Annotated in this window: 17 protein-coding genes and 8 pseudogenes; 13 read left to right on the top strand and 12 right to left on the bottom strand. The window is 61.1% G+C overall.

Annotated elements, in window-relative coordinates; translation table 11 throughout:
• Window positions 1-58: 58 nt before the first annotated feature.
• A pseudogene (locus tag X268_RS36670) lies at window positions 59-1193 on the top strand (IS3 family transposase).
• A gap of 227 nt (window positions 1194-1420) precedes the next feature.
• Here the strand turns inward: X268_RS36670 and X268_RS36665 are convergent.
• Both X268_RS36665 and X268_RS36660 read right to left on the bottom strand, forming a co-directional pair.
• Window positions 1421-2339, bottom strand: a pseudogene (locus tag X268_RS36665) (nucleotidyl transferase AbiEii/AbiGii toxin family protein).
• The gene (locus tag X268_RS36660; RefSeq protein ID WP_232995616.1) at window positions 2329-2856 is read right to left on the bottom strand and encodes a type IV toxin-antitoxin system AbiEi family antitoxin domain-containing protein; all 528 of its coding nucleotides are present in this window, start codon (window positions 2854-2856) and stop codon (window positions 2329-2331) included. The pseudogene X268_RS36665 and the gene X268_RS36660 overlap by 11 nt, the downstream one beginning before the upstream one ends.
• 24 nt (window positions 2857-2880) lie before the next feature.
• Here X268_RS36660 and X268_RS39820 point away from each other — a divergent pair, with 24 nt between their 5' ends.
• From X268_RS39820 to X268_RS36650, 3 genes are read left to right on the top strand one after another with little or no spacing between them, the layout of a single operon-like run.
• Complete coding sequence (locus X268_RS39820) at window positions 2881-3408, top strand: metallophosphoesterase family protein (RefSeq protein ID WP_167506287.1); 528 nt, start codon at window positions 2881-2883, stop codon at window positions 3406-3408.
• A 5-nt stretch (window positions 3409-3413) separates the two neighbouring features.
• A complete protein-coding gene (locus tag X268_RS39815) occupies window positions 3414-4010 on the top strand; it encodes a hypothetical protein (protein ID WP_488230385.1) in 597 nt (198 codons plus the stop codon).
• Window positions 3991-4767, top strand: a complete 777-nt coding sequence (locus X268_RS36650; RefSeq protein ID WP_128929785.1) for an ATP-binding protein — start codon at window positions 3991-3993, stop codon at window positions 4765-4767. Before X268_RS39815 ends, X268_RS36650 begins: the two co-directional genes overlap by 20 nt.
• Window positions 4768-5356: 589 nt before the next feature.
• On the opposite strand, the gene X268_RS39765 is transcribed toward X268_RS36650, so the two are convergent.
• On the bottom strand, window positions 5357-5827 hold the full coding sequence (locus X268_RS39765; protein ID WP_128958632.1) for a hypothetical protein: 471 nt from the start codon (window positions 5825-5827) through the stop codon (window positions 5357-5359).
• Between the two features lie 104 nt (window positions 5828-5931).
• Between X268_RS39765 and X268_RS39760 the strand changes: the two genes are divergently transcribed.
• Complete coding sequence (locus X268_RS39760; RefSeq protein ID WP_128958633.1) at window positions 5932-6780, top strand: coiled-coil domain-containing protein; 849 nt, start codon at window positions 5932-5934, stop codon at window positions 6778-6780.
• A complete protein-coding gene (locus tag X268_RS36640) occupies window positions 6740-7471 on the top strand; it encodes an ATP-binding protein (RefSeq protein ID WP_128929783.1) in 732 nt (243 codons plus the stop codon). Before X268_RS39760 ends, X268_RS36640 begins: the two co-directional genes overlap by 41 nt.
• 352 nt (window positions 7472-7823) lie before the next feature.
• Here X268_RS36640 and X268_RS40315 read toward each other — a convergent pair whose 3' ends face one another.
• The 4 genes from X268_RS40315 to X268_RS40300 all read right to left on the bottom strand — a co-directional run bounded on the left by X268_RS40315 (window position 7824) and on the right by X268_RS40300 (window position 10842).
• Window positions 7824-8915 carry a hypothetical protein gene (locus X268_RS40315; protein WP_206733199.1) on the bottom strand — a complete coding sequence of 364 codons (1092 nt, stop codon included), beginning with the start codon at window positions 8913-8915 and terminating at the stop codon, window positions 7824-7826.
• Window positions 8916-8929: 14 nt separating this feature from the next.
• Window positions 8930-9292 carry an ATP-binding cassette domain-containing protein gene (locus tag X268_RS40310; RefSeq protein WP_206733200.1) on the bottom strand — a complete coding sequence of 121 codons (363 nt, stop codon included), beginning with the start codon at window positions 9290-9292 and terminating at the stop codon, window positions 8930-8932.
• Between the two features lie 393 nt (window positions 9293-9685).
• The gene (locus X268_RS40305; RefSeq protein ID WP_206733201.1) at window positions 9686-10066 is read right to left on the bottom strand and encodes a hypothetical protein; all 381 of its coding nucleotides are present in this window, start codon (window positions 10064-10066) and stop codon (window positions 9686-9688) included.
• An 8-nt stretch (window positions 10067-10074) separates the two neighbouring features.
• On the bottom strand, window positions 10075-10842 hold the full coding sequence (locus X268_RS40300; RefSeq protein WP_206733544.1) for a hypothetical protein: 768 nt from the start codon (window positions 10840-10842) through the stop codon (window positions 10075-10077).
• On the opposite strand from X268_RS40300, the gene X268_RS40295 reads away from it, so the two are divergent.
• The gene (locus X268_RS40295) at window positions 10841-11089 is read left to right on the top strand and encodes a hypothetical protein (protein ID WP_206733545.1); all 249 of its coding nucleotides are present in this window, start codon (window positions 10841-10843) and stop codon (window positions 11087-11089) included. The genes X268_RS40300 and X268_RS40295 overlap by 2 nt on opposite strands.
• A gap of 237 nt (window positions 11090-11326) precedes the next feature.
• Here the strand turns inward: X268_RS40295 and X268_RS40290 are convergent, their stop codons facing one another.
• The 3 genes and pseudogenes from X268_RS40290 to X268_RS36625 form a co-directional block, all read right to left on the bottom strand.
• Window positions 11327-11722: a hypothetical protein gene (locus X268_RS40290; protein WP_245478035.1), complete on the bottom strand. Its 396-nt coding sequence runs from the start codon at window positions 11720-11722 to the stop codon at window positions 11327-11329.
• Window positions 11694-11984, bottom strand: coding sequence for a type 1 glutamine amidotransferase family protein (locus X268_RS40775; protein WP_347339917.1), 291 nt, complete (start codon window positions 11982-11984; stop codon window positions 11694-11696). The genes X268_RS40290 and X268_RS40775 overlap by 29 nt, the downstream gene beginning before the upstream one ends.
• Window positions 11981-12270, bottom strand: a pseudogene (locus X268_RS36625) (chorismate-binding protein); the annotation flags it as partial. The pseudogene X268_RS36625 and the gene X268_RS40775, both read right to left, overlap by 4 nt.
• Window positions 12271-12424: 154 nt before the next feature.
• Between X268_RS36625 and X268_RS36620 the strand changes: the two are divergent.
• The 4 genes and pseudogenes from X268_RS36620 to X268_RS36600 form a co-directional block, all read left to right on the top strand.
• Entirely contained in the window at window positions 12425-12766 is a 342-nt protein-coding gene (locus X268_RS36620; protein WP_128929782.1) for a hypothetical protein, read from the top strand.
• Window positions 12767-12801: 35 nt separating this feature from the next.
• A pseudogene (locus tag X268_RS36615) lies at window positions 12802-13266 on the top strand (helix-turn-helix domain-containing protein); the annotation flags it as partial.
• A gap of 526 nt (window positions 13267-13792) precedes the next feature.
• Window positions 13793-14607: pseudogene (gene ltrA, locus X268_RS36605) on the top strand (group II intron reverse transcriptase/maturase); the annotation flags it as partial.
• Window positions 14598-14972: pseudogene (locus X268_RS36600) on the top strand (IS630 family transposase); the annotation flags it as partial. The pseudogenes ltrA and X268_RS36600, both read left to right, overlap by 10 nt.
• Before the next feature lie 100 nt (window positions 14973-15072).
• Here the strand turns inward: X268_RS36600 and X268_RS36595 are convergent.
• Both X268_RS36595 and X268_RS36590 read right to left on the bottom strand, forming a co-directional pair.
• Window positions 15073-16139, bottom strand: a pseudogene (locus X268_RS36595) (hypothetical protein).
• A 245-nt stretch (window positions 16140-16384) separates the two neighbouring features.
• Window positions 16385-17055: pseudogene (locus tag X268_RS36590) on the bottom strand (DUF6088 family protein).
• Window positions 17056-17221: 166 nt separating this feature from the next.
• Here X268_RS36590 and X268_RS36585 point away from each other — a divergent pair.
• Complete coding sequence (locus X268_RS36585) at window positions 17222-17779, top strand: hypothetical protein (RefSeq protein ID WP_128930177.1); 558 nt, start codon at window positions 17222-17224, stop codon at window positions 17777-17779.
• A complete protein-coding gene (locus tag X268_RS36580; RefSeq protein WP_308421722.1) occupies window positions 17776-18456 on the top strand; it encodes a hypothetical protein in 681 nt (226 codons plus the stop codon). Before X268_RS36585 ends, X268_RS36580 begins: the two co-directional genes overlap by 4 nt.
• The last annotated feature ends 495 nt before the right edge of the window (window positions 18457-18951 follow it).

The following is an 18951-nucleotide window of genomic DNA, read 5'->3' as shown; positions in this document are numbered from 1 at the left end:
GATAAGTGGAGTTTCTGCCTGACGGCGGGCAAGATTGACCCGCGAATCAGGAGCGACGATGAGCAGACGAGCACGGCGGAACGACACTGCGGCTTTCACGGCGAAGGTGGCGCTTGCCGCCCTCAAGGGTGACGGCACGCTGGCACAACTGGCGGAGCAGTTCGACGTTCACCCCAATCAGATCACATCGTGGAAGGCGCAGCTCGAAGGCGGCGCTGCCGATGTGTTCGGTCCGGACGGCGGGAGTCGGATCGCCGAACCCACCATCGACGTGAAGTCGCTGCACACCAAGATCGGCGAGTTGACGCTGGAGAACGAGTTTTTAGAAGGAGCGCTCACCAAGGCGGGATTGCTGAGCGCAAAGCGATGATCGACCGTGAACACGATCTGCCGATCAGCAAGCAGGCGGAAGCCCTGAGCATCAGCCGCGGCAGCGTCGATTACCTGCCGCGTCCGGTGTCGCCCAAAGACCTCGCGCTGATGCAGCGGCTCGACCGGCTGCACCTGGAGTTTCCATTCGCCGGTTCGCGTATGTTGCGACGCCTACTGGCTGCAGAGGGGTGCAAGATCGGCCGCCGGCATTTCAAACCGCTGATGCGGCGGATGGGGATAAAGGCGCTGTACCGCCGTCCGCGCACCACCCAACCCGAGCCCGGGCACAAGATCTATCCATAGCTGCTGCGCGGTATGGAGATCACGCGTCCGAACCAGGTTTGGGCGATGGACATCACCTACATCCCGATGGCACGAGGCGTCGTTTATCTGGCCGTGGTGCTGGACTGGGCGACCCGCCGGGCGCTGTCGTGGCGGCTGTCGATCACCATGGAGGCCGCATTCTGCGTCGCGCCACTGGAAGATGCCATGGCCCGTCACGGCAAGCCGGAGATCTTCAACACCGACCAGGGCTCGCAGTTCACCGGCGCGGCGTTCACCGGAGTGCTCGCTGACAATGACATCGCCATCAGCATGGAGGCCGCGGCGCCTGGCGGGACAACGTGTTCGTCGAGCGGCTGTGGCGCAGCGTCAAATACGAGGAGGTGTATCTGCGGGCCTACGACAGCGTCAGCGAAGCTCGCGCCTCGATCGGCCGTTATTTGGACTTCTACAATTGCCGCCGTCCACATTCGAGCCTTGACGGCGGCACACCGGATCAAGCCTACTTCACCTCGCTGCCGCTTCGCACGGCAGCCTAAACCCGGCAGAGGCTCCACTTATCGACGCGCAGTTGCTGTTCAGACAACCGGGACCAGGTCAGTTACGCGGCCAAGGTCATTCGAATGGGACGCCTTCTTTGGTGTACCCAAGTTTGTCGGCGGCGACCACTAGTTCGTCTCAGGGTGGGTCGCGCATTTATATGGCTTGGTCACGCCTTGGTCGAAATGCATCTCGCCGAGGCACGAAGAGACACCCGCTATAGGGGCTATGACCGCAGCTTTTCGATCTCCGAACGCAACTGCGCATGTTTTTCAGGATTTTGCGTTTTCAATTTTGCGATATTGAGCAGCTTCCGCCGAACCGCCGGTAATTGCGCGGCCTGCGGTAAGCCGATAGGCCTCGAAGTCCGGCTCGCCGTCATGGAGCGTTAGCAGAAAGCGCATCGCCGCGTCGTCGAGCCGTGCAAGCATATCGGACAATAACCGCGACCGCGCTGCCTTGAGCTCGTTGAGGCCGACGGGCGGCACCGTCACTCCCTCGAACTCCTTGGCAAAGATGTCATCAAGTTCTGACAATGACGGACGGACGAGTTCATGCGGAGGACGCCCCGAACTTGCGACGTAGACGAGGAACGTGCGGTAGAGCGCGTCGGTCAGTTCTTCATTGTCATACAGAAACTTCACCTCGAAGAGGTCGCGCGGATGCTGTCGGTCGACAGCAGCATTGAGCTTGCCGCCGAAGAGATCCTCGAATGCCACCACTTGCATCTCCGCAAATCCGAAGGCTTCGGCGGCCGGATCGCTGACGACGCGAAGCTCGGGAGCGTGAACCTTGCCGCATGCGACAGGTGACGTCTCGACTTTGATTTCGGCGCCAGCCTGCCGGACGAGGAGCCGCGTGTCGTTATTGTCGCTGCCGGCGATGCGCTGAACGCTGACGCCGCGGAGATCACGCTGAATATCCTCGCGAATGCGATCAAGAGCGGCGTCGATCCCTGCGAGGGTTGCGTCGCGGTCGCCGATCGGCAAGTAGACGAGGTCAATATCGACCTACAGTCGTGGCATGTCGCGATAAACGAGATTGATCGCGGTGCCGCCTTTCAGAGCGAAGCTGTCCTGACTCGCGATGTAGGGCAATGTCCGGACCAGCAGCTCCACCTGGCGCATGTATCGTTCACGCGCCATCGACCGTTTCCTGTGGCACGAGCTCGGCCGGAACTGTCATGCGACAGGTCGGGTGAAGCCGCCCGCCTTGCACAAGGCTGCGGTCACCGCGGCCCAATTCTATATGGGCGGTGTCGATGTGCTTTCGCCACGGATGTACATGCTTGTCCGCATAAATGAAAAACAAGCGCTTGACTTTGATGCTGCGGCACTCCTCGAGCAGTTGGTTCAGCAGTTTTGGTCGCAGGCTCACCAAGCCCTCGAACAGCGTATCGACCTTTTGGAAGCTTTCATCCGCAGGGAGCTCATCCAGCATTTCGAGAATCGCTCTCTCAGGCGAAGACATCCTGATCGGCCATCTCCAGGGGCTGAGCGCAAGTTCGCTGTTATCGTTGTCCGACAGGCTGAATGCGGCATCCTCGACGCCGACCGGCTGAGATCCAAACGGTGCGTCGGATGTCTGAGCGGTCAGGAAGGTCCCGCGGCTGAAAGAATCCGAACGGCGACCCGAGCAGCCTTCGAGGACCTTGTCACCCAAGCGATCAACGGACAGGTTGCTTTCATGATCATCGCCGGCGATCTCTATGATGGCGACTGGCGCGATTTTCAGACCGGGCTCCTTTTCGTCCGGCAGATGGGGCGCCTGCGCGCGGCGAACATCCCGGCTTTCGTTCTTCACGGCAATCACGACGTTGAAAGTCAGATCACTAAACGGTTGCCACTCCAGGACAACGTGCAGGTGTTCAGCTATCGCAAATCCCAGACCTTCAAACTCGACGATCCTCGCGTTGCGATCCACAGTCAGAGCTTCCGTATGCAGGCGACGACGGATAACGCGGCGGCGGCTTATCCACCGCCCGTGAAGGGGTATTTCAACATCGGTGTTCTACACACCGCCCGTGGAGGACCGAAAGGCCCCCATGAGAATTACGCACCGGGTACGCTCGATGAACTGGTAAACAAGGGCTACGACTACTGGGCTCTTGCACACGTGCATCAGGGCGGCGTGCTGCACGAGCAGCCGCACGTCTCTGCGGCAACCTGCAAGGCCGCCATATCCGCGAAGCCGGCGCAAAGTCGGCGCAGTTGATCACGGTGAGGGACGGCGCGCTGCAAGGCATTGAGCCATTGCATACCGACGTCGTGCGATGGATATATCTCGACGTGCCGGTTGGCGAACGCGCACGATTTGGGGACGTCATCGATCAAATCAAGAGCATCATCGGCGAGGCCACCAGAAACGCAGAGGGCCGGTTGCTGGCCTGCCGCATCCAGCTGAGCGGCGCGACCGCTCTCCATGGCGAGTTGCTGGCCTCCGGGCTGCAATTGCTGGCGGAAGCGCGCGCCGCAGCCCTCGCGCTCGGTGAAGAGGTCGCCTGGATCGAACGCGTTATCAATGTGACCAGATCGGCATCGGCGGTCTGCATTCTGTCGGATGGGAGCGCGATCAACGATCTCCCTGTCCTGCTGGCTCATGCTGCGGACGACGCTGACTTGCAGGCGGAGATCGCGAGCGATCTGGGCGATCTCGTCCGCAGGCTTCCGCATGATGCCGCGCTGGATATCGACGATCCGCTTCTGGAGGCGGCGATCAACAAAGACTTTGGCGCGGTGATTGAGCAGGCAGGCGCATATCTGAGCGCGCGCTTGGCTGCGAGAGAGGCGGTGATCCATGCGTGTCCGTTCCCTTGACCTGATCCGGTACGGACACTTCACCGAAGCCTCGCTTCATATTCCGTCTGAAGGGCCCGATTTTCATATCGTGTATGGCGAGAACGAGGCCGGCAAGTCGACGACGATGTCGGCGATTGAAGAGCTGCTGTTCGGGATTCCGGGTCAGTCTGCAAGAAACGTTCTTCATGAGAACGCGGCGTTGCGCATCGGCGCGACGTTGGAACGTGAGGGAACGGAGCTATCGATCCGGCGGCGCAAGGGCAACAAGGACACGCTGCTCGGCCTTGACGAGCTGCCTCTTCCTGCGGGCGACGGGCTGCTTGGACCGTTGGTCGGCGGGATAGATCGCGCATTCTTCTGCCGGATGTTCTGTCTCGCCCATGAGCGCCTGCGCGATGGCGGCCGGGACATCATCCAGGCCAAGGACGATGTCGGCGCGACCTTGTTCGCCGCGGGGGCGGGCGTCTCCGGTCTTCGCGATCGACTGGCGGCGATGCAGGAAGAAGCGGACGGGCTGTGGGGCAGCCGCAGGGCGGGGCACCGGAAATATTACCAGGCGGAGGAACGTCTCAAAGAGGCCGAAGCGACGTTGCGCCAACACACGGTCACCGCGACCAAATGGCAGGAGCTGAAATCCGCCTATGAAGAGGCGCGCGACGCTGTGTCCAGATCGAGAAAGAGATCGAAGAGCAAGTCGCCGAGCTCGCCAAAATCGTGCGCGTCCGGCGCGTTTATCGCAACGTACGGCGTCTCGGCGAAATCGAATACGAGATAACGGCCCTCGGCGTCGTTGCCGATCTGCCCGCTGATGCCGCGAAGCAATTCGACAAGGCGTCGGCCGATAACGCCGCCGCGGAGGCGCGCATCACAGCCTTTCAGAAACAGATAGCAACGTTCAGCGCTGAGCGCGCCGCGATCGCGATAGACGATAACGTTCTGCTCCATGAGGCGGAGATCGAACGCCTGTCCAAGCTCAGAATCCAGCTCGCTTCGGGAAGAGCTGATTGCCAAAGCGGCGGGCGGAGCTCGCAGCGGCGGAAGACGCTCTCAAGTGGGCCGCGTCCGAACTGGCTTGGACGGGTGAGACCGCCGAGCTGGTTGATAGAATCCCGCCGCGTGCCAAAGCTTCGGCCGTGCAAGGCTTGCTGACCTCTCGCGGCGGCCGCTTTGCGGCCGTCGAGAATGCCCAGAAGACCCTTGAAGACGCGGGCGAAAAGCTGGCCAATCTCCAGGCTCGCATTGAGGCGATCGGGACCCCCCAGGATCTGTCGGGCTTGGCGGGCGTGGTCAAATCCACTTCCGCCTTGGGCGATCTTGACGCTCCTCTCCTGGCTACCCAGCGAGAGTATCGGGACGCGGATGAACTATGTCGGCAGCAAATGGCGATGATGAATCCCGCGGTCGTTGACGAGACGAGTTTGCGCGCCATGAAAATCCTGGTCGAAGCCGCAGTGAAGGCACATCGCGACGCGGTGCGCGATCTTGAAGGCCGTACTCAAAGCCAGCAAGCGGCTATCCGCGATCCGACTCGGGCTGTCGAGAACAATCGAAAGTCCTACGCGCGGTTGGTATCCGATGAAAAGATCGTGTCGGCCGAGGATTTGACGAAGCTGCGGGAACGCCGGGACGCAGGATGGCCTATCATCAGGCGTCGGCATGTCGACAATATCGCAGTGCCGGAATCGGAAGAGCGCGCCTTCGCAGATGGCGACGCGCTGCTCCACGCCTATGAAACGGCTGTCGGCCATGCCGATGCGGCGGCGGATCAGCGGTTTCAGAACGCAGAGTCGACGGCTGCGGCCATGGTGCTGGCTCGGCAGATCGCCGACCAGCAAGACGCTCTCGACTCCAACAAGCAAGAACTTGCCTCGTTAGCTGCAGAGCGGAGCGCCTTGGCCATGCCTGGGCCGGCATGTGGAACGGTGTCACGGATGGCCCGTTGCCCCCTGACGAGATGCTCGACTGGCTCGACGCGAGGGCCGATCTGCTGGATCAGATCGCCAAGCGCGACGGCGCAGCTCGCTCGGCAACGTCGCTGCAACACGAAATCGCAGAAGCCAAGCGACAGCTAGTGGGCTTGCTGCAGGATACGGCGATTGCGGCCTCGGCAGGCAGCCTGCCCCTGAACGGCATTTTGGCGACGGCGGAAGTGCGCATCCGCACGGAAGAGGCGAATGCGCAAAAGCGGACCGAGCTTGCGCTCGATGAGCGGAAGCTCAAGGCCGACGTCGAGCGCAAGCGCGGTGTGGTCGAGGGCGCCGAGAAAGAACGCGCCGCCTGGAATGCGCAGTGGAAGGACGCCTTGGCGGCGCTCAGTCTTTCGGCTGAAGGTCCCATTGAGACCATTCAGGAGCAAATCGACGCGATCGACCAGATGCGCGAGACGTCAGTTAAGATTGCGGACTTGCAGCACGAGCGAATCGGAAAGATCGAGCGCGACATCAAGGCGTTTGCAACGGAGGTCGAAAGGCTCGTTGCATCGGTGTCGGTGCAGCTGGCGGGTGAGGACGCAGACGAGGCCGCCCTCAAGCTTCATGCACGATTGAATGCGTCGAAGCAGGCGCGTGACTCACTTAACGAGAAGAGTGAAGCGGTTGAAAATCTTCAGAAGAAGCTGGACGACTGCGACAGGTCGAGAAATGACGCGCGGGTCATTATGACAGGGCTCCAACGGGCGGCCGGCGCTGGAACGATCGACGCGTTGCGCGAAGCTATTCAGCGGTCTGACCAACAACGCGCGCTCAAGGATGAACGGGCGCGGTTGCGCGACGCTCGAAGCCGATGGTGACGGTCTTGGCCTAGTGGTTCTCGCCGAGGAGTGCCACAGCAACGATCCCGACCAGGCTGCGGCGCGGGAACAGACTTTGAAGAAATCGCTCGAAGAGGTCCGGGAGCGGCAACTGACCAATATCCAGCACAGTAAAGATACCGAGCGCGTATTCGAGGCCGTCGGCGGCGACGCTGCCGCGCAATATGCGCGCGTTCGTTCGGCGTCGGTGATCCTCAGATGGGCGATCGAGCGGTTCCGGCGTGAAAAGCAGGCGCCGCTGCTCAAGCGAGCCGGGGAATTGTTCTCGATCCTGACCGCCGGTTCCTTCGAACGGCTTACGCTCGCATACGATGAGAAGGATGTTCCGCACCTAGCGGGTCTGCGCGGGGATGGAGGCGCCGTCCCAGTATCAGGACTGAGCGAAGGCGCGGCCGATCAGTTGTTGATGGCCTTACGCATCGCTGCCGTAGAAGAGTATCTTACGCATTCCGCGCCAGCGCCATTTATCGCCGATGATCTTTTCATCAATTATGACGATGCGCGGGCTGCGGCTGGTTTCAAAGTCCTGCAACAGCTGGCGGAAAAGACGCAAGTGCTCTTCTTCACTCATCATCAGCATCTGGTCGGCGTTGCCCGCACAGCTTTCGACGGGCATGTGGCGACCGCGGTTCTCGAACCCCGCGGGGTTCCGATAAAGAACGTGGCCTGACGGGTAGACGGCATCAGCGCGAGGGATCGAAGCCGGACGGCGGGTGGGCTCGTTCACGAGCCCGGCCGGTGAGCCAGCACGCGGAGCGCGCTGCCGAGGCTATTCCTCAAGCCGCCATCGGCTATGCAGGGGCCTTGCCGATGGTAATCGCATCGCCGACAAAGCACCGCAGCGGCGTTGATCTTCTTTAGGATCTCGATGGGCGAGGTTGAAATTGGATGAGATTGCGGGCGACTTCAATTTCGGGAACTGCAAAGACTGGCCGATAGCAGTGAGGCGACTATCTGCACTCTCTGTTAGAAAACGGGCGTTCGGTGTACCTGCGAACGATCCGAACGACTCCGTCGCCTGATCACGCGCAATCATACAGCACGCCAACGACTCCTCGCGCAGTGACCAAGGTCGGTATCACGCCGAAGATATCGGTCGCCTCGGTCGCGAGGACAATCGACGAACCGAGGCCGCCGATCGTCTCGAATTGGCGGAGGTGAGCCAACTTACCGGGCAGACGGGCACCGACCCGCTTGAGAATGCTCGTACCATCATCGAGCGTTACTGCGACAAGTGTGTTCTCCCATCGATCGAGATAGCCAATTGTTAGCTCGGCGCCGCCCAAAATGATCTGACCGGGAAGCGCGAGTGGAACGGCGCTGTCCTCTCTGACGCGGTAAGCGACGACGACGTGCGCAAGCTCCGGCACCATATCGACAGGCGTTGCCTCGCCACTTCCAGGCGGCGGCGGCATATCGGTGAAGATTGCGCCGACAATGCGGTGCACGCGCAGCTTGCTCTCGTCGAACGTCAGTGTCGGGCGCGAGGTCCGCGGGTCGGGCATCTGCGCAGCTAGCGAGACACCGATTGCGCCACGTGACGTCACCAGCCGTCGTGCCAGCACTCGATTGCGATACTGAGCAATCACAAGATGTTGGTCGCGGCCAGGATAAGGTTCAACCTCGACGATCGCGACCGCGCCGCCGGGGATAGCAAAGCCCAACGTGTCGCCGCGGACGTAGAAGAGCGCTTTGCCCTCGAACCATTCGCCACTAAGCCGTTCGACAGCAACATCTTGCGTCCCGCCCACGGGCAATTCGCCGACGAACGCGGCGATTTCTGGGCAGAGCGGAACGGAAAAGGTGGGGCGGATGATCGGCCGCAAGGGCGCGACGTCCGTTCTGCTCTCGGAAGGCGCGAGTGGCTCCCGCCACCGGTACAAGCGAAATTGTTCGTGGACCTTTTCGATGCTGGTCCGCAGCCGCGCGAAGTCGGCTTCGACAGCCTTTACGTCCATGTAGCTGATCGACGCCTTGTCGTGGTGCGACGTGTTGAGGACACGCCGCGGCTCCGCCCCTTCGGCGAGGGCGGTATCCTCCGCGAACCGCTTGACGACCGGATTGGCAAACAGTTCGCCTGTCCCGATCGAGACGAGCCCGCGCAGCTTGTCCATCAGAGGGATGAGCGTCAGCGGCTTCGTCGATGTGGCATACGCGGGATGAGCAACATCATCGAATAGATCACCGAGCCGCGATTCGAGGAAGACGCGCAGGCCGCATAGTTCTGTGCGTCAGAAGCGGAATCGGAGTTCATATGAAACGCGTGGCGCCCGCGATCGATCTCCTCGATCGCTGGCGAGACGATGAGAGTCGGCCGCACCGCGTTCACCGGGTGGACAGATAGATGCTCAACGCGGTCGGCGGCACGATTCTCGGCAACGAGCGAGCGGGCGAACTTGCGATCGTGGGTGGTCACTAGAAGCTGAGCGCCCGCCTCGGCGAGCCCAGCCAAACCTCGCGCGAGGCGCTCGCGATTGTCGTTGTCGAGCATTCTGCGGGTCGTCGAGCACCAGCAATGACAGACCGCCGCGGGTTGTGAGGACGTGCTCGCGGAAGGCGAGAAAGAAGCCGAGCAGCGCGCCGCGCAGCGCAGAAGCGTTGGAGACATGCTGGGCAGGTGCGGTCACGCCCTCGCGGCCGACCTTGAGCTCAAGTACGCCCCGTGCGTCCATACCAGTTCCGGTAAGGTCGGGAGCAAAGCCGGTCGCGTTGCGGTAGATCGCGCGCCGCCAGTGCTCCGACCGGTTGTGCAGCTTCGCCCGTAGCGCCTCAACCTGAGACTGGGCGAGCTCGGCGAGTGGCACAAGCAGATCAAGCGCGGATACGGCCCTGCAGCAGGCGTCCATACGCGCCTGCTTCGATGCATGTTCCACGCGGGCGGCTTCTATCCGGCGAACATATTCGATCGCGGTATTAAGCGGCGCGACGCCCTCAACGATCGCGAGCAGCGATGACAATCGGCGGCCGATCGCCCGGCTCGCGTCGGCGGCACCGTCCTGGCCGCGCCGAACGGCTGGAGGAAACTCTTCAGTGCTGCGGCGTTGGCTCCGCGCCATTCGGCGAACGCCAACGCACGCACAGTGCGGTCGACTATCCGCTGCAACGCCGTCGTTCCAGTCACCAATACGGCAGGCAGCACACGAGTGTCCGGTTCTTCGAAGGCAGGCAAAGTCGCGAGGCGCTCATCCACGAGCGCCGAAGCATCGGCGCGAAGCGCCGATAGCGCACCGCGGAACGATTCCGTCCCGAACAGTTCGTCAATCAATCCAGCTCTCAATAAGTCGATGGGTGACCCTGGCAAGTCGCCGCGGGTTTCCTTCGCGAGGGTAGGCGGAAGATCTTGGAGGAGGCGACTGCACCAGTGCGACGACATTCGGCGACGGTGCGCGCGATAACCTCGCGGTCTCGCGTGGCTTCCGCTAGGTGGTCGCTGACCGTATTACCAGTAACCGGATCGCATTCCCCGTGGAGCGGGCCGACGCAAACCGGGCACATGCCGTCATCGGCATGGCCATGCTCGTGCATCCAGGCGGAAAGCCTAGCGTACAGCTGCGCCCGCCGCGCGCGGTCGGGGCTCGCAGCAAGCGCGGCCAGCGTCGCCGCCTCGGCATCGATCTGCGCCAACAGTCTGGCGACCACCGCGATCTCGTCGGCGCTCGCCGACAGGGCCGAGAGCCGCGCGATGGAGGGCAACTCGCTGAGATGCTTCGATAGCTGTTCGATGGCTGGCCGAATGCTCGCCTCGAGGTCGTCGCGGGCCTTCTTGTCCTCGGGGTTGAATTGTTCGCCCAATACTTCGCGCGCCTTGGCCAGTGCCGTCGCCTTCAGGGCCGCGAAATGCTCATTGATCTTCTGGATTCCGCCTTTGGAATCCTCAGCATCGACCGCAGGTGCATCTCCTTCGAATGCGATGGCGGGAAATTCCGCGACGGCGCCGGCGAGGTCGTCGGCAGCCTGCTGGTAGCGTTCTACGACTGATGCGTTGGGCTTCGAGTTCCTTGGTCGTGCGCTTGGCAATCCGCTCGGACGCTTTACCGGCATGCTTGGCGAGATCGACGAGGTCAGCGAGGCCGGTCAGGCGGGCGACTGCCTCGCCGAGTTGCGACGTAGAGCCGACCGCCAGAAACGGCAGCAGCGCGGGCATGGTCGTCGCAATGCGCGAGGCAATTGGGTCGATGCCGATTGCGTCGAGATCGGGCGGTGTCTCGGTGATCTTGCCGCGCGGGGTGCGGCCCTCCTGGTGGCGGAGGGGTGGCAGCGGGTCACCGTGGGCGTCGACGAAGGTTAGCTCGACCCAACTGTCGGCTGGAATCGCCTCGCCGTCCGCAGGCAGATCGCTAGCTTTGTGTGGCATAGGCGTGATTGCCGACATCGGGTGCGTCGTTACCGTGTCGTCGTTGCGCGCGGCCTCGCAAACGAACTCGGTCGGTCCCTCCTCGGGTGGGCGCTGGGAGCGGATGAGGTGACCGGTCAAACACCAGACGATGGCGTTGGCGATGGACGTCTTGCCCGAACCATCGGCGCCCTAGGTGACAGTCTTGCCAGATTCGAAGACGAACGTGTCGGGAGGCGCGGTGGAACGACCGTAAACGTGCAGCCCAGCAAACCGGTGTGCGACGACCTTTCCCAGCCGCAACACTTTGACAGTGCGAGCTTGACCATCATCAGCCGCGGTCTCCAGCGTCGGCGGCTCCGTCCCAATGACGTTGATGATTGCCTCGACGTCGCCTGCGGAAAGATTACCGGCCCACTTGCCCCGATTGCGGCGATACCAATCCAACACCGCGCGGGCATCGTCTGAGTCTATCGAAAGATGGTCGCCCGCGGCGACAGCGACGGCTCGCCCGCCGATCAAATCGGCGAGCAGTGTGTCGGTAGTAAGCAGATGAATGTCACGCGGTGCCGGTGAGTCTTCGTTCACGTTTGCCCCCTTTGCCGGCACTTACCCTGTGAACGCTTATCAGTCCAGCGAATTGAAGGTCCGGCAGCGGCGATGTTCCTTGCGGATCCAAATTCAGGACCGGCAACTTGAGTACAAGGCTGACCGCGCGCGGCTTGAGGCCAACAAGATCGCTGATGCTCGCCAAGTCGTTTCGGACGACCTCCGTTGCTTGATCAAGCTCGCGGAAATAGCGGGCAATGTTGAAGGCGAAGGAATCGTAGTTGTCAATGATGGCAATCAAAGTGCACCAGCTGCTTCAGCACGAAATGCATCAAAGATCCGCTGAGCCTTGGCGAGCGTCTCCTCGATTCGGCCTCTGGGTCCGACAGCACCGTTATTCCACCGCCGGCATGAAATACGGCCAGGTCGTCGTCGATCGTGACAGTGCGGATCGCAATGTTCGTGTCCATGTGCCCGTTGAAGCCGATCGCCCCGCAATATACCTCTCGCGCCACGCGCTCGATTTCCGCAATAATTTCCATCGAGCGCACCTTCGGTGCCCCGGTGATGGAGCCGCCGACGGCGCATCCACACGACAATACATCATTGCGCGATCGATCAGCATCACGCGGCCCTACTGCGCAGGGCGGTATCACTACCGGGGGTTGACACGCAAAGATTTGTTGCACCACTATGGCCAACCGATACTAGGATGCAGACCAATCGAGCGCGGACGCGAACTTGACGATCGAAACAGCCACAATCCCCATCGTCCGGACACCGAAAACCAACGGCATCGTCCCCCTCGATCTCGTCGAAGCGATGTCAGTGGTCGCCGCCTCTCGCGCCACCCTCGCGATCATCAAAGCCTACGAAGCGGCCGGCGTGACCGGCAATGTCATGGTTCCGCTCGTCACAGACTGTCCAGTTGATCCCGCCACACTCGGCCGGGCAATACGGCGGGTCTGGAAAGCCGCATTGGAGGATGTTGGAAACGGAGGCTCCGTACGGGTCGAACTCCGACCTAGAGCGGTTCACAGATTTATTGAATCGGAAGGGATCCCGGATCTGGGGCGAATATGATTCAAGATGCTGGCTGGGCTGGAGGCCAGCATCTGATGGTCCGACCAATTTCCAACGATTTGCGTAAGCGCGCGGTATCCGCTGTTGCCAAGGGTGAGAGCTGCCGATCTGTGGCGGAACGGTTTGGCGTTGCGGTCTCGTCAGTCGTGAAGTGGTCTCAGCGTTATCGAGCGACCGGCTCGGTAGCCCCCGGCAAGATGGGTGGTCACCGCAAGCCTGTGCTTGATCCGCACCGGGCCTTCATCGTCGAGCGGATCACCGAGACGCCGCACCTGACGCTGCATGGTCTGAAGGCAGAGCTGGCAGCCCGTGGGGTCAAGGTCTCACACAACGCAGTCTGGCTGTTCCTGCGCCGGGAGGGGCTGCGGTTCAAAAGAACACTGTTCGCCCTCGAACAGGCTCGCGCCGACGTCTCTCGTAGGCGCCTGCGTTGGCGATCTTGGCAGGCCGGGCTCGATCCGGGCCGGCTCGTCTTCATCGATGAGAGTGTGCTGCAGACAGCGGAAGGAGTTCAAATGAACTAAGACCGATGGTGAAGCTGCGAGAAAGATGGGGGCGGGCCCCCGAGATCAGCTTTCAGGGGCGGGTCTCAAACCAATCCGAGCTGCTGCGGTAAAGAGCTGTGGTGGTGAGCGTCGGATCAGAAGTTCGGAATATACCGAGCAGGTGAGTGTCCGAAAGACGAACGAAAGTGAACCCTCCTGAGACGCGTCGTTATTAATTCAAGTGTCGTCAAAACCAGGACCGTCTCGTCAACCTGGGACACGTCCGCCAGATGCCTGACGACTGGGCGGGCGGCGACCGGCGTAGAGGGGGCGTGAGTCGGACACAGGCTTTCGCGTGGAACTGCAGGAACCAGGCTCTTGATGCCAAGGGAGAAGCGCAAGCGGTGCCAACCGCGAGGCGGGAGTACCGATGCAAGAGACTGGGGCGGACCGATCCGTAGGAGCGTTGAGGGCCCTGTAATGGGGACGGAGCAAAGGGATCGGGTCAGGTAGTCGTACTCTTGGACCAACTGGAAACAGGATGACTTCGAACAGTGCGATAAACAAGCCGTTCTCGATTGAGAAGCGGCGAGTGTACGAAGCGTACAAGGCGGTCAAATCCAATCGCGGAGCGGCTGGAGTGGACGGACAGACCTTCGAGATGTTCGAGAAAGACCTTGCAGGGAATCTCTACAAGATCTGGAATCGGATGTCGTCGGGGGTGTACTTTCCACCTCCGGTGCTCGCCGTCTCCATTCCAAAGAAGACCTGCGGCGAAAGGACTTTAGGTGTGCCCACTATCAGCGATCGGATGGTGGTCAAACGGATGATTGAGCCGGAACTGGAATCCATCTTCCTGCCGGACTCTTACGGTCACAGGCCAGGAAAATCGGCTCTGGACGCCGTGGGCGTCACGCGTCAGCGGTGCTGGAAATATGATTGGGTCCTGGAGTTCGACATCAAAGGACTGTTTGACAATCTCCCGCATGATCTTCTTGCTGAAGGCGGTCCGGAGACACGTGAAATGCAAATGGGCGCTGCTCTACATCGAAAGATGGCTGACGGCATCAAGGGAAAAGGACGGGAAGCTCGTTGAGCGGATCCGCGGAACCCTCAAGGGGCGTGATCAGCCCAATACTGGCCAATCTGTTCCTGCATTATACGTTTGATCTCTGGATGGCGCGGACACATCCCGACCTTCCTTGGTGTCGGTATGCCGATGACGGACTGGTGCACTGCCGGACCGAGCAAGAAGCAGAAGCCATTAAGGCGGAGCTTCAAGCGAGGCTGGAAGTGTGCGGACTTCAGATGCATCCGACGAAGACGCAGATCGTTTACTGCAAGGACAACTCACGGCACCCTTCGTCTTCGACGGCCCGATCAATGGCGAATGCTTCCGCGCTTACGTGAAGCACCTGCTCCTGCCGACCTTGCGCGAGGGCGATATCGTCATTCTCGACAATCTCGGAAGCCACAAGTCGAACGCTGTCAGACAGATGATCAAGGCGGCTGGCGCCAGGCTCTGGTACCTGCCGCCATACTCGCCCGACCTCAACCCGATCGAGCAGGCATTTTCCAAGATCAAACACTGGATGCGGCAAGCCCAGAAGCGCACCCTCGAGGACACCTGGCGCCATATCGGTCACCTCGTCCAGGAGGTCCAGCCCCGCGAATGCGCCAACTACTTCGCAAACTCAGGTTATGCTTCAATCAAAATGTGAAACGCTCTAACGAGGACGCGGTCGATATCATCGCAGGACCTGCAACGGACATCCGTCCCGACAAGTCGAGCAAAGCCAGCTTCCCGCAGCCGTCGTCCTCTTAGAATCCATACGGCCGTTCGGCCCAGCGCAGAAGCACTCGAGCATCCCGATTGGGCAAGATGACACGCTGATCGCGGAGGCCCTTGGCGATGGTTTGACCAACCTCCGGCTCGACGCGATTGCCATGCGTAATCAGAAAAAACCAGCCGAATGGAACGCCGACTTCACGGTCGATCGCTTCCACGCGGTCCATCAAGAAATGGACGGACGCACCTCCCACGCCAAGCCTCTCGTCCGGCAGATGAAGGGGACGCGGCACAAATCCAACCTCGCGCGTGCCTTTGTGGTCGTAGTCGCAAATATCGAGGGCCCAGTGCGCGTAGACGCGTTCAGCCGAGGCGCTCGATTCGTCCCAGTCCTGGAAGAAACGGTTCTCCCGCGGTACGAACTCGAACCAGTCCGGCACCAGTTCAAGAAACGGCGTCTCGGTTGTGCCCTCCCGTGTCACTTCACGCACCGCACGACGTTCCATCTCCGGCCGCTGCGCCTCGCGCCTCTCGCGCTCGAGTCGGGCGCACCGCGTAAGGTAACTCCGAACGTAGATGACGCTGCTGCCCGCGCGCCCAAGCATCCGATAGAGCGGACCCGCGATGACCTTGTTGTCGGACATCTCTTCGTGCGTGATCCATGACGGATCGAGTAATTCGTCCTTGCCCCAAGGGCGGTACGTCGATTGACGATCGGCCCCGCACGCGATTCGACTTCCCGGCCGAGACGGATTTGCACATAGTCCGCCGCGCCCGATCCAGTCGGCGCGAAGGCGTAGACCGTCTTACCGCGCCATTCAGAAGTCTGAAGATCGCTCTGGCGCAATCGCGTCCAGAGCGCGCCGATGTCGCCGTTGTTCTTGGCAAGCTCGGCTTCCATCCACGACCGGTATTCTGCGATCCGTGTCCCGTCAGCGGCGATCACCGAGCGTCTGTCGCGCCAATACTGGTCATCGATGGCCGCCGTCGAAAATGGGAATCCAGCAAACGTCTCTGTCAGCGCGGCCGCCAGCGCCGTTTCGTTAGCTCCGATCGGAAGACGGGCGAGGACCGCCTCGATCGTGGCGGGATCGGGCAGTCGTGCGGAACATTCTCCGGAGGCTCATCCATGACTTGATCCCATCATCGGAGCCTGTTTCGCCGCGCGCTCGATCTCTTCCATTGACGCCAGGATGTGCTCGAACCGAAGCCCCGCCGCAAGATCATTGGCGTCATGTTCGCATAGTCACGCGCGAGCGCGTCGATCGGCGCACGAGGCCGGTTCGCTGTCGTTAAGAAAAGATCGAACTTCTCGCCGGATGACCTCCTTGCAAGCTGCGCTGCTCACGAGCCATCCTCCGGTATGGCGTCGTCACGCTCGAGCAAGGGCCTAAGGAAATCCTGCATCCAGATCGGCATAGCTGACAGACCTGCGCGAAGATCGTCGCGAATCACCCTTCCATGCTGCGGATTTGCAAACAGTCTGTTCAGGAGGTTCACTATTGGCTGTCGATCATACCTACTTGTCATCATGTCCTGCATCCAATAGAGCGCCTGCACGACGCGCATGCCTGGACGTCCGGCCCAATAGAGACGGCTGGGCGCTGCCGACTTGAAATGGATGACCTGCTTTCCAAGGATGATCGGCTTCAGGCGGGCGTCGATCAGGACCTCGATGCGCGATGGGACGGCCCTGGTGAAGCCGAGATCATTCGCGGTAGTCATCCCGTCAACCACGACGCGGGCTTGGTCGCGGCGCGCCACGGCCTTGATGACGGCGCGATAGTCGGGGATTCCCAGCTTGCCCGTGAAATTGCTCTTTCGCGGCCGGTCGTAGAGGCCACGATCGAAGCGGCGTAGTTCGCCAGCCACGACCAGGCGCTGCAACGCCTTGTCGACGGTCGCACGGCTTCCGAAGTCGGCGAAATTGTCCATACCTCTGTGGGTGCCGCGTCGATGCGGGCAATGAGCCGCGATCGGAGGTCCGGGGTCGGCTCCTTGAGCGTGTCCGAAATATGATGTAAATTTCGGTCGGAAGCAACTCAGCTGCGATGGAATCTTTGACTGGAACTCGCCCGTTTTGAGCGGTCAAAGGACCTAAGACCTCGGACCAGTTGACGGACACCCGTCTGCACGCATACTGTCCTCAGTCCTAGGACAGAGGACATGCGCGCGGAACCCATGAAAAGTCAGGATATTGTCGTCCTGCTGAAGCTCGTGTGCTTGCAGGATCATGAGCACGCCGGCGGGGTAGGCCCCTTTGGCCAAGATGGCGAAGACCCATACTCGGTGCGGGGACTCGAGACGTCCCTCGGAATCAGCAAAACCGAAGTCGCCGCCTCGATCAAGCGCAGCCTTGCATCGGGTATGGCAATTAAGCGCCCGATGACGAGCCGTCCCGATCCCAATCGCAGGAACCTGCGCGACTTCATCACATACGGCCTGAAGTTCGTTTTTCCGGCAAGCCCGGGTCCCATGCAGCGCGGCATGCCAACGGCATTCGCCGCCCCGGTCCTGAAGGACTTACTCTACAGCGCGGGTAGCCTGATTCATGTTTGGCCTTATGCGCGCGGCCGCGAGATGGGGCAGTCCGTCGCGCCGCTGTTCAAGACTGTGCCGAAAGCCGCCGAGAGGGATGATCGCCTCTATGCCTATCTGGCTCTCGTCGACGCAATACGGCTCGGCAATCAGCGCGAAGCGAGTCTCGCGGCCAACTTGCTCAAGGAGAGACTAGGGTGACCATCCAGGGGCATCTCAAGGAAATGCTGAAGACAGTCGCCGGCGCACTCGGCGATGAGCTGCGTGCGCGATTGGTCTTCGTCGGAGGCTGCACAACCGCTCTCTACATAACGGATCCGGTCACCCTCGAAGGAGTCAGATCGACAGATGATGTCGACCTGATCGTGGATCTCGTCGGCTTCCCGGAGTGGGCAAAGCTGGTGGATCAGTTGCGAACGCAGGGTTTTTCCGAGACACCCGAGGACAATGTCATCTGTCGGATGAAGCTTAATGAACTCAAGGTCGATTTCATGCCCGACGACGAGAAGATCCTCGGTTTCAGCAATCGTTGGTACGCAAAGGGCATCGAAACAGCTGTTGAGACGCCCCTGGATGATGCCATTACGATTCGTCGCCTCACGCCGCCCTTGTTCATCGCAACGAAGCTGGAGGCTTATCGCGGAAGAGGTAGTGGGACCTTATCGGCAGCCGCGACGCCGAGGACATTCTCCTGCTCGTCGACGGGCGGGAGGAACTGCTTGACGAAGTTGCCGCCTCCGATGCAGACATTAGCTCATACATTGCCGAGCAATTCGGAGCGCTGCTCGCAGATCGCGACTTCGATCATTTCCTCGAAGGAAATATTCGCGGCCCGGTGGGGCGTGCTGACATTGTTCGCGACCGATTCGTTGCATTGAGCCAGTTGGGCAACGGCTGATATGGCGTTTGCAATCCAATGGCACAGCCAGCAGGGAACGAGGACGACCGACAACCGGGATTGCGCCGGGATCGGCATACGCCAGACGTCGGCCCTCGCCATAGTGCTCGACGGTTCGACCTCTGGAGCAGAGAGCGGAGCCTTTGCCCACGAGATTGCGCGTCGGATGGTCGATTGGTACGTGTCGACCGACGAAAACATCACCGCGGGGGTTCTCACAGCTCAACTTCGCGCGACGCATGCTAAACTGTCGAAACAGTTTCGGAGGGATTCGGCGAGTTACCTTCTGATGCATGTCGGCGCTGCTCAAACAGCTCTCGTTCTGCACGCAGGCGATTGCCTGGTTGGCCGTCAGGCGCCGGCGGGTCCGATGTCCTGGCTAACCCAGCCGCACACGCTTGCCAACTCGGTGTCGCAGATGACGATCGGCGACCTTGCGAACGATAGCGGTCGTCATCGCCTCACGCGAAGCTTC

It is taken from the genome of Bradyrhizobium guangxiense, assembly GCF_004114915.1.
Classification (GTDB): domain Bacteria; phylum Pseudomonadota; class Alphaproteobacteria; order Rhizobiales; family Xanthobacteraceae; genus Bradyrhizobium; species Bradyrhizobium guangxiense.
Note: the sequence above shows the minus strand (reverse complement) of the source record. Positions and strands in the feature narration are given on the sequence as shown.